We start from the raw sequence: 1708 nt of genomic DNA on the forward strand, positions 1-1708 counted from the left end.
ATATACTCTGATTTGAGCGCTATTCGACCTGAACTGCCAGGGACGGTCGTCGGATCATACCTCAATTCAGCAACGCCGTAAAATTGAATTGGCCGATCTGCGTTATCAGAGAACTCAGTTTGTGCTGTCGTCTGAGCGTTCTTCTGAAGATATCCAGGGGATTTGGAATAAAGCGTCCTTTGCTCGGCCTGCTTCTGGGGGCGATCAGTCTAAATTTGCGGGGGCAGAGCAAGAATTATTCGAGTATCGGCCACCTGCTTACGAGAAAAGTTGAGTGTACGAGCGAGAGCAATAGCAGGGTTTTATTGGGACCGAAAATCAATTCCAAGATTTCGGCCACATTAGATGGTGCGGTGCAAACAAGAGAAGTATTCGCATCTTACTCTTATTACTTCGGACGCATTTATCTCGCTATTGCTTAAAACCATTGTGGGATACAATACATCGGTGTGATATAGCTATCAATTCCCTTCAATCTCCTTCGACTTCCACAACCAACTGATAAAATCGCAAACTCGGATGTTCGCCAAGCAGCCGCCAACAATATCCCTCAATTGTGTTAAAGTTAGCTATTTTTTTTTCTACTTCCTCTCCTCCTTTTTGCAGCATTGCTAGGTGAAATTCAAATCTCTCCATGTTTGATTCGGAGATGGCTGATTGGCTACTATTCAGGAATTGGTGGTTTGGTTGGCACAATTTTTGACAGATCTGCGGTTGATTATTTTTGGATTGTTGATAGTTTTGGGGACAATCTTTTTTTCGCAAAAGTTGGTAATACCGGAATTGTTTAAGCGGTGGAAGAATGGCGATTGCCATTCTGTTTAAAATTAGATTAATAGAGGTTGCAATTCCAGATTGTGCCTTTTTAATTAAATCCTTTTGTTCCTGCCGATCGATCGCGGTAGACAAAATCTTCTTTGTGTACGGACAATCTATCTAACACCGATCGAATTGTAGCAATAGCAATAGCTAGTTTTTCTTGCAATTCTTCAATGATTTTTTGCAGCGCCAACACCATTTCCACTCCTTCAGCTTGGCTCAACTGCTCGATTTCGGTTTTTTATTTCTGTCTGGTGGCTGTGGGCTTTTTCATTCGTTTATTTTACCAGATGCCGCCACTGAAGTTTTTTTTGACCTGAATCCTTACGATTGCTCTATTTATCTGTAGGTGCTTTCGTCAAGTTGCTGGCAACTTCAATAGTATTTTTGTTCTCCTGATTCACCTCTAGTTGCGACACGCAACTAGCTGATGATTTTGTTTAATACTCCAGCCAAATAAACAAGTTATTTTGTCTGGCAGGTCGATTTTTAAGTATTTATACTGTATCGAGCGGTTCGCGCTAGACCATTCCACGGAATTTACTGCCCGCCCGCACCCCATGTGACAGTTGGGGTGCGGAATGTGGGTTTCATCTGGGGTAAATTTGACCAATTCCGGCGCAATATCCCCTAGAGCGCGATCATCGATGCACTGCAAAAATTGGTGCAGCAACTCTTGGGAGAACCAGACGAACAGATGGAAGTGTGGCGATCGCATCTCCACACTCTTCCAGGGCGAAATGTCCAGTATTAAGGAAGGTGTTGAGGCTGATGGCTGCCAGATTTTGAACACCATTGGTGTATTACCAACGAGGGTGCATCTCACTTTTGCAAATATATGAAAAAAGCGCCAAAATGAAAAAGCTAGTAAAACTGTGAAAAAAGATGA

At 42.8% G+C, this 1708-nt stretch carries 4 protein-coding genes; 1 reads left to right on the forward strand and 3 read right to left on the reverse strand.

Annotation, left to right across the window (positions count from 1 at the left end; genetic code table 11):
* Nucleotides 1-471: 471 nt before the first annotated feature.
* Nucleotides 472-636: a hypothetical protein gene (locus tag QUA47_RS30765; RefSeq protein ID WP_333433619.1), complete on the reverse strand. Its 165-nt coding sequence runs from the start codon at nt 634-636 to the stop codon at nt 472-474.
* Nucleotides 637-657: 21 nt separating this feature from the next.
* Here QUA47_RS30765 and QUA47_RS30770 point away from each other — a divergent pair, with 21 nt between their 5' ends.
* Complete coding sequence (locus QUA47_RS30770; RefSeq protein WP_333433620.1) at nt 658-825, forward strand: hypothetical protein; 168 nt, start codon at nt 658-660, stop codon at nt 823-825.
* Nucleotides 826-865: 40 nt separating this feature from the next.
* On the opposite strand, the gene QUA47_RS30775 is transcribed toward QUA47_RS30770, so the two are convergent.
* Nucleotides 866-1042, reverse strand: a complete 177-nt coding sequence (locus QUA47_RS30775) for a hypothetical protein (protein ID WP_333433621.1) — start codon at nt 1040-1042, stop codon at nt 866-868.
* A gap of 183 nt (nt 1043-1225) precedes the next feature.
* A partial coding sequence (locus QUA47_RS30780; protein WP_333433622.1) for a hypothetical protein occupies nt 1226-1708 on the reverse strand: 483 nt, incomplete at its 5' end.

It is taken from the genome of Microcoleus sp. MON2_D5 (genome assembly GCF_036701905.1).
GTDB lineage: Bacteria > Cyanobacteriota > Cyanobacteriia > Cyanobacteriales > Microcoleaceae > Microcoleus.